We start from the raw sequence: 6,751 nt of genomic DNA on the forward strand, positions 1-6,751 counted from the left end.
TCGGCGATGACCGTGCCGGGCATGTCCGGATGCTCGATCAGCAACTGCCTCACCAACGGCTCGGACGGTGTGAACGCCGTCGATACGGCCGGCCGCTCGTACTTCGGTGGCCGGTCCGACGCCACGGCCCGCGCCACCGTCGCCCGACCAATCCCCAGGTCCCGCGCGACCTGACGCTGCGGCACACCATCGGCGACCAGCCGCCGGATCAGAGCCCAATCCTCCACTGAGATCACCCATCCAATCTGTCTGGGTGGCCTCGTTTTCGACCGTCGCTATGGCCTCATTTTCGAGCGTCGTCGACAGATGCGGCGGTCGCTGGCAGCCAGCGTCGCGTTGGCGACATGCTCAGGTTTCACGATTGGAGATGTCCATGCCCGCCGGCAGCAAGTGCACCAGAGCTCTTGGAGCGCCAGGGGAGATAGCCTCGCAAATGATTGACGCACTCCACTCGGACGTGCCAGCCCTTCTGCGGGGAGTTCCTCTGACTCGGTGTGGCTGGCGACGCAAGCTGGATACTCGGTAATCACTCGCGTGACAGAGTGAGGCATGGCCAACGCAGTCCCGCCCGCTACGGCCGGCCTCCTTGCGGTGATTCGGAAGCGTCCCGGCTGGGCTGAAGCAGTCGAGCGACTGCAGGGCCTTGCCGCCGACCGCGGTGATGGTCCTCACCGAGCGGCCGAGGCCTACGGGGCCGTGTATGAGGGGCGGCGAGGCGCGATGGTCTTCGACGTCATTCTCTCGCGACAACGGAGATATCCGAGCGTTGTCGTGCCCCGCGTCGAGAAGTGGGCGACGGGTGGTGAACCGTCGCTGGCAAGGCTGGCACAAAACGGCGTCGAGGCCTCGGACTTCGGGCTGCAGCGAAGTGAGCCAGCGACCCTTCAGGCCGTCGCAACCAACTTGCTCGCCTACTGCCGGACCGAAGGTCTCTCGGAAGATGAGGGATGCCGCGCATGGGCGGACCGGGTGCAGGGCCTCGAGCATGCTCCGAAGCTGGATCCAGTTGTGGGTGGGGTATCGGGAATCGGTACGGCGCTCTTCGCGTACATGCGTATGCGGTGCGGCGCCGACGCGCTGAAGCCCGATCTTCGGGTCGCTCGCGCACTTCGCGATCTGGGCTTCGACCTTCCGGCTGACGAGCACTCGATCCTCGTGGTCGCCATGGCGGCAGCCGCTGAGCTCGACATCAGCCTGCTTGTCCTCGATCAGATGCTGTGGGGCCGTGACGGATGAGTCTCGCCGACGGCGTCCTTCCGCCGCCTGCCGACTACACGATCACTCTGCGGTGCACCTTCCTGGGCGGCCGCGTGGTGCGGCCACACTTGCCCCCGATGGTCGACCCGCACGTTTCGCCCGTTCCTGAGCGTTCAAACGGGGGCGCTGGCCCGCGCGTCCGAGGGAGAATGACGGCATGGCGTCTGCTGTCGGCACCAATCATGCCCGTTTTGATCGCCTCCACACGGAATGGATGCAGGCATCCTCCGGGGGCAGCTGGGAATCCGAATTCTCACGGCTGATCGAAGAGTGGCGTGCTGTCGAGTGGCGAAGTGGCGGCAAGACGCTCCTGGCCGCTCTGGGTCTTCAGTTCGACGAAGTTGCGCTGTGCCGCGGACTGGCGTGGTTGCTGGACCCGGAAGGCGGCCACGCAATGGGCCGCCACCCTCTCCACGCTCTCCTGAGTAGCCTGGATCTGCCGGTCGCCGACGACGCAGCAGTCGAGATCCGTGTCGAAGAGGCCCGCGCCGACACGCGGGCGGACGTTGTGGTTCGGGTCGGAGGACGGACCGTCGTGCTTGAGGCGAAGGTGCTTGCCAGCGAACAGCCTCGGCAGGCTGACCGACTCTACGAGCACTGGGCGAGTGAGAACCTCACGCTCGTGTTCCTCACCAGGACCGGCCACGCCCCGCGCACCGCTGACATCAGTGCCGGCCTGTGGAAAGCCCGCGCGTGGCGGGATATGGCCACTTTATTGCGGAACGTCGCCGACGGAGCCGGACTTAACCCATCAGCCGGTGCCCGCGAATTCATCGAGACGATCGGGGCGCTTTGAATGACAAGCGACAAGGTCGATTTCTACCTGAGTCATCGCAGTCAGATCTCGGAGTGGGCCAAGCTGGAAATGCGCGCGAACGACCTCATGCGAGATGCCGTCGAGAAAGGCGCTCTGGACTCGGCCACCAACCTCCTCAAGGGCGAGTCCGGTGATGACGAAGCGGACTTCTACGTTCGCAACCGGTCGCTGATCACAGAGTGGGACGCTTTGCAGACTTTGGCAGGGGAGGCTCTTCACCGTGCTCTAGTCGGCTCGGCACGAAAGGCCGTACTCGACCCCAGAGAAGGCGGTCGGGGCTGGACCTCGGTGTTCGCCCGGTCCCCGGAACTCGACCGACTGCACGAGGAACACAAAATCGGGGTCGAGATGGCCTGGACGAAGCAGGACCTCTTGTCAACCCGCCGCAAGTACCCGTTCCCACGACTTGCCCTGACGTTGCACCCTGAACGGTGGAATGGCGAAAGACGCGACATGGTGATTCAAGCAACCCGTCCGGTGGCGCACCAGCTCGGGATGAGAAGGAAGCTCGAGTGGTGGGTTCATTGGGGCATGCTCGACGCTATCTCGGAATCGCAGGACCTGGAATCCTACGCGGACGCGTGCGTCACGAGGCTGCGGGATGCCTCGGTGCTCCTCTATCCGGTGGTAGTTGATGCGATCTCGGCCAACCCGGTTCAGCCTTGATGTCCGTGCGTCTAACCGCCGCAAGCCGCGCTGGCTCGGCATCATCCTGAGCCCGCTCACCACGGTTTCTAGGACCCCTGGAGTTCGCGTTCGTTCCGCTCGGCCTCTACGCGTCCCATAATCCATGAGGTCACAGAGGCGATTACCGCGCCCACAACGCCGATCCCGACGCCCATGAGAACGACGCCCACAACGCGCCCCTCAGCAGTCACTGGAAACCTGTCTCCATAGCCGACCGTCGTAACCGTCGCGCAGGCCCACCACAGTGCGTCGCCGATGGTAACGAGGTTCGCGCCCTCGGCGGATCGCTCGGCGTCCAGCACAGCCAGCGCGCCCAATCCGACGGCGACAGATGCAGCACCCGCAACATAAACAAGAACCCTTCCGGCCAGGTTGTTCGCGGCGGAGCGGTCGAGGATCCGCACCAGTGCAAGAAGGCGCAGAAGCCGTAGCGGCCGAAGAAGCGGCAAAGCCACTAAGGCCACGTCGTACCAGTGGCGCATCGCGTAATGGCGACGGTTATCGGCGAGGACCAACCGGATGAGCAGATCAAACGCAAATGCGCCCCAGACCGTCCACGAGAGGGCGTCCAAGACGGTGCGTGTGCTGGGGTCCAGGCGGGGGTTGAGCACTGGCCACGCGTATGCCACAAGAAAGGCCAAGGCCAGCAGGATGAGCGGCACCTCGGAGCGTCGCTCCCATTTCTCCACAGTCACACCAGTGAGTGTCGCAGTGAAGCGATGCTTGCCGGCGAGTTGCGACTGAGCTGTACCGACTCGTAGCCCGTCCCGGAATCCTTGGCTCGACCCCGGCACCTGCTGGAGCCGCGCGTTGGCGTCGGGACCCCAGGTGCGTCACAACGCCGCGAGCAGGCCCAGCGATCTGAGGCTGCAGCGGATTCGCTGGGGCGGGCATTGCGGGCAGTCCCTGTCAAGGTTCCCTGGTCCTGAGCAGTCGCGATCGACCTGAAGCGGAGAGGCAGACCCGTCCAGGAGCGCCTCCGCCCTGTCATGAGAGTTTGCAGTTGAGGCACTGATGGGGCTTACGCCCGCGCGTCCCTGCTCGGGTGAACTCGCTGCCACAAGTGCGGCACACCAAGGTCTCAGTAGTTGACTCAGCACGCTGTGCTTGGTGCGGGGGCGTGCCTGTCGAGGAAGGTCGGGTCGGCTGGGCCTGGCGTTCGAGCTTGGCCTCGAGGACGGCGACCCGCTTTTCCAAGTCAGCGACCCACGCCTGATTGTGTGCATCAGGTCCGTAAACCTCGATGCCTCGTTTCGCCCACCACAGGGCCCGATCTAGGTGGCCTGCCTTGGAATGACGGATTGTTGCCTGTCGGTATGTCTCCAAGAGGGGCAGGCGCTGCAATCTGGCAAGGAGCGCTGGACGGATCGTCCCCATCTCGCTGTCGTGGGCGACCGTGAGCTGGTCGTACTCCTCTAGGGCATCGACGTGCTCCACCCGGCAGGCGTAGAGATCGGCTTCCAAGGCCCGCATGAGGTAGTGGCGGCTCAACGGCTCGCGTTCGGTCCGCATCAACTTCCGGAGAACCGGAAGCCGCTCGCCCGGTTGGTCAGGCAATGTGTCCAGCCAGCCGAGGTCGTACGAGTCGTCCGCCTCGTCCCCGCTGATCGCTTCGCTCAACCCTGTCCGGAATCCCGCCGAAATCGCTGCTGTTGGCGCCTCCGGAGGCAATCCGAAGTCCTCCGGATCGTGAGTGAGCCAGACCCCGAGTAGAGCCTCCTCGCCGTCGTCACGTGCGCCGCCCCCGACGATGACGGCGTCCAGCGCCACAACCTTCCCGGTCTGCTCTGCCAGGCAGACGATGCCCGCCCTTAGGGTCGACGCGTCACGGCGCGAAAGTCGCCCAATGAGCAAGCCGCTGATCCACACCCCGATGGCGTTCTCGTCGTGAGGGTTTCCCGACTCAGGAACGAGAATCGCGTGCTGCGGAACCCGCACACGGCCGCGCGGCACGCCAGCCAACGCTCGCAGTTCACGTTGGTGGTGAGACTCACCAACGACGTCGAGGTCGATGGCGCCTGGGTAGAGCTTGACCGTCATTCCGTCACGCATCCAGGCCGGGCGCCCTTGATCGAACGGCCATGTCGCGGTCACCGTTGCAGGCGTCTGTTCGCCCGGCTGGACCTTGGGGTCGACGGCCGAAATCTCATCCTCAGCGAGTTTCGATTTGGTCTCTGCGCTCTTCCCGCGCAGTCGCGATAGCCAGCTCACGTGCGGAGCATGTCATGCTCCGCCAGCACATTCAGCACGGGACTTCCCCGTTCGTCAGGCACGTCAGAGCCCCCACGAGACGTCGTAGAGACCCAAGGGTGCGTCATACCGCCGCGAGCTAGCCGCCTACGTGCTTCGCGCTGTCCCTGTGCTGGCGGACGAGCATCATTTATTCATGACCGCGTATCCAGATCATTGGGTTCGCCTGGACCGGGACACGCCGGTGCCGGCCCCGACGCCAGAACAGTGTGAAGCCGAAGTAGTCGGCCCACCTGCGCCGGGCACCGGGACACTGTGGGTGCGTCAGTCCTACCCAGGGATATGGCATGCGCTTTGGCTAAGTGATGCCGGGTTCGTCACCCATGAGGGGCCCGAGGAGCCAGTTATTGCGTGGGCGCGCGAGCAGCCTGCAGCCCGCGTCAACCTGATCGCAGAGGTGGACTCATTCTTCGACCACGTGGAGAAACCTGAGCCGGCGCCTCCACCCGCACCTGGCACTGGCGAGGTGTGGGTCATGGAGTTCCGCGGCGTTTGGCACGCCGCTTGGCACAGCGACGCCGGCTTCGTCGAGTTCGAAGCCGACGACCGTGCGACAGCGCTTGCCTGGGCACACCGCCAGCCGTCGCAACGCATTCTGCTGTCCGAGAACGGCTTGCCGCACCTGCCACTAGATGACGATGCGTAACTCGCGCCAGAGGCCGGTGTGGGCCCAAGCGTCGCGGCTCAGTCGATGCTCGAGTGCCTAGCTGTCACGGTCCCCACGGCAACGGCATACCGCCGCCAGCTGTCCCGTCAGATCGTGCTACTACTCGGGGTGGCAAAGTGCTGCGGCCACTGGGCGCGCACGGATCCTTCTGAGACTCCAGCCTGAAGGCGGTTGTGTGCTCGGCTCGCAAGCGTTTCGAGAGCCAAGACGACCTCCCGAGGCGGATCCGTAGTTTGGCCGACAAAGTAGCCGACCAAGACGTTGACTGCGGCCGCTTCCCCAGGTGTCATGCGAGCCATCTATGCCTCCCGTTCCGAGTTGACCAAGATTCTCACGCGTCTGAGCCACGGGCACCAGGAACCTGAGTAAGACGCCTTCTTGGACGCTTGATCCATTAGGGGCGTGATCCCTTGCCCGACGGGCGTGGCCGGCTGCGTTGGGGCTGGAGCGTCAGTCCGCCGCCAGACGGGCACACCCCTAGCCGAGGCGGCAGTGGCGGATCCGTCAGAAATCGAGAAGCATCGCTCACGGACCTCCCCATAGCGTGTGTCTTGGTCAAGGCGGCTGTCGAGCCGTGCCCCGCCCAACCGATGAGGTAAGACCGATGAGTCCCACGATGCGTGGTCTGGTGATCCCGGTGTCCGACCTTCGGGCTGCCAGGGCGATGTACACGGCGCTGCTGGGCGCACCGCACACCGACGAGTCGTCCTGCGGCGGGTACAACATCGATGGCTTCGAGGCCCCTCTCAACCCGGCCGATCATGGTGGGGGGCCGGTGACACTTGCCGATGCCGAAGACCTGGACGCCCTCCACGACACCATGCTTGCGGCGGGCACCACCGAGCGTGACACGCGCGTCAGGTCGCACCAGAGGCGCGGGACAGTGTGCTCGCCGACGGGGACGGCACACCCACCCATGTGCGTGGAAGGCGGCTCACCGGTGACCCCGGGGCACCGTCGGCTCGCGCCCGCCTCATCCCGCCCCGCTTCGGTGGCGATCCCAAGGGGCGACACCGAGACACCCGATCGCGCTAGGGAGAGGAGCACATTCAATGTCGAGTAGACACCGAGAA

General features: G+C 65.0%; 7 protein-coding genes. 4 read left to right on the forward strand and 3 right to left on the reverse strand.

Translation table 11 applies throughout. The features are described 5' to 3' along the window. On the reverse strand, window positions 1–236 hold a 236-nt coding region (locus tag ACYVNR_RS20990), incomplete at its 3' end, for a helix-turn-helix domain-containing protein (protein WP_461050805.1). 313 nt (window positions 237–549) lie between these two features. Here ACYVNR_RS20990 and ACYVNR_RS20995 point away from each other — a divergent pair. The 3 genes from ACYVNR_RS20995 (at window position 550) to ACYVNR_RS21005 (ending at window position 2,740) form a co-directional block, all read left to right on the forward strand. Beyond that, on the forward strand, window positions 550–1,236 hold the full coding sequence (locus ACYVNR_RS20995; protein ID WP_461050807.1) for a hypothetical protein: 687 nt from the start codon (window positions 550–552) through the stop codon (window positions 1,234–1,236). Between the two features lie 178 nt (window positions 1,237–1,414). Next, window positions 1,415–2,053 carry a PD-(D/E)XK nuclease family protein gene (locus ACYVNR_RS21000; RefSeq protein WP_461050809.1) on the forward strand — a complete coding sequence of 213 codons (639 nt, stop codon included), beginning with the start codon at window positions 1,415–1,417 and terminating at the stop codon, window positions 2,051–2,053. Continuing rightward, the gene (locus tag ACYVNR_RS21005) at window positions 2,054–2,740 is read left to right on the forward strand and encodes a hypothetical protein (RefSeq protein ID WP_461050811.1); all 687 of its coding nucleotides are present in this window, start codon (window positions 2,054–2,056) and stop codon (window positions 2,738–2,740) included. It begins immediately after the preceding gene. A 68-nt stretch (window positions 2,741–2,808) separates the two neighbouring features. Here ACYVNR_RS21005 and ACYVNR_RS21010 read toward each other — a convergent pair whose 3' ends face one another. Both ACYVNR_RS21010 and ACYVNR_RS21015 read right to left on the reverse strand, forming a co-directional pair. After that, on the reverse strand, window positions 2,809–3,456 hold the full coding sequence (locus tag ACYVNR_RS21010) for an ion channel (protein WP_461050813.1): 648 nt from the start codon (window positions 3,454–3,456) through the stop codon (window positions 2,809–2,811). 292 nt (window positions 3,457–3,748) lie between these two features. Then, the gene (locus ACYVNR_RS21015) at window positions 3,749–4,972 is read right to left on the reverse strand and encodes a hypothetical protein (protein WP_461050815.1); all 1,224 of its coding nucleotides are present in this window, start codon (window positions 4,970–4,972) and stop codon (window positions 3,749–3,751) included. A gap of 175 nt (window positions 4,973–5,147) precedes the next feature. Between ACYVNR_RS21015 and ACYVNR_RS21020 the strand changes: the two genes are divergently transcribed. Continuing rightward, complete coding sequence (locus ACYVNR_RS21020; protein WP_461050817.1) at window positions 5,148–5,657, forward strand: hypothetical protein; 510 nt, start codon at window positions 5,148–5,150, stop codon at window positions 5,655–5,657. The last annotated feature ends 1,094 nt before the right edge of the window (window positions 5,658–6,751 follow it).

Source organism: Terrabacter koreensis (genome assembly GCF_054783315.1).

Bases quoted from the DNA above. Each gene is read 5' to 3' on its own strand.
- ACYVNR_RS21000 (WP_461050809.1), top strand. From the start codon at position 1,415: ATGGCGTCTGCTGTCGGCACCAATCATGCCCGTTTTGATCGCCTCCAC.
- ACYVNR_RS21005 (WP_461050811.1), top strand. From the start codon at position 2,054: ATGACAAGCGACAAGGTCGATTTCTACCTGAGTCATCGCAGTCAGATC.
- ACYVNR_RS21020 (WP_461050817.1), top strand. From the start codon at position 5,148: ATGACCGCGTATCCAGATCATTGGGTTCGCCTGGACCGGGACACGCCG.
- ACYVNR_RS20995 (WP_461050807.1), top strand. From the start codon at position 550: ATGGCCAACGCAGTCCCGCCCGCTACGGCCGGCCTCCTTGCGGTGATT.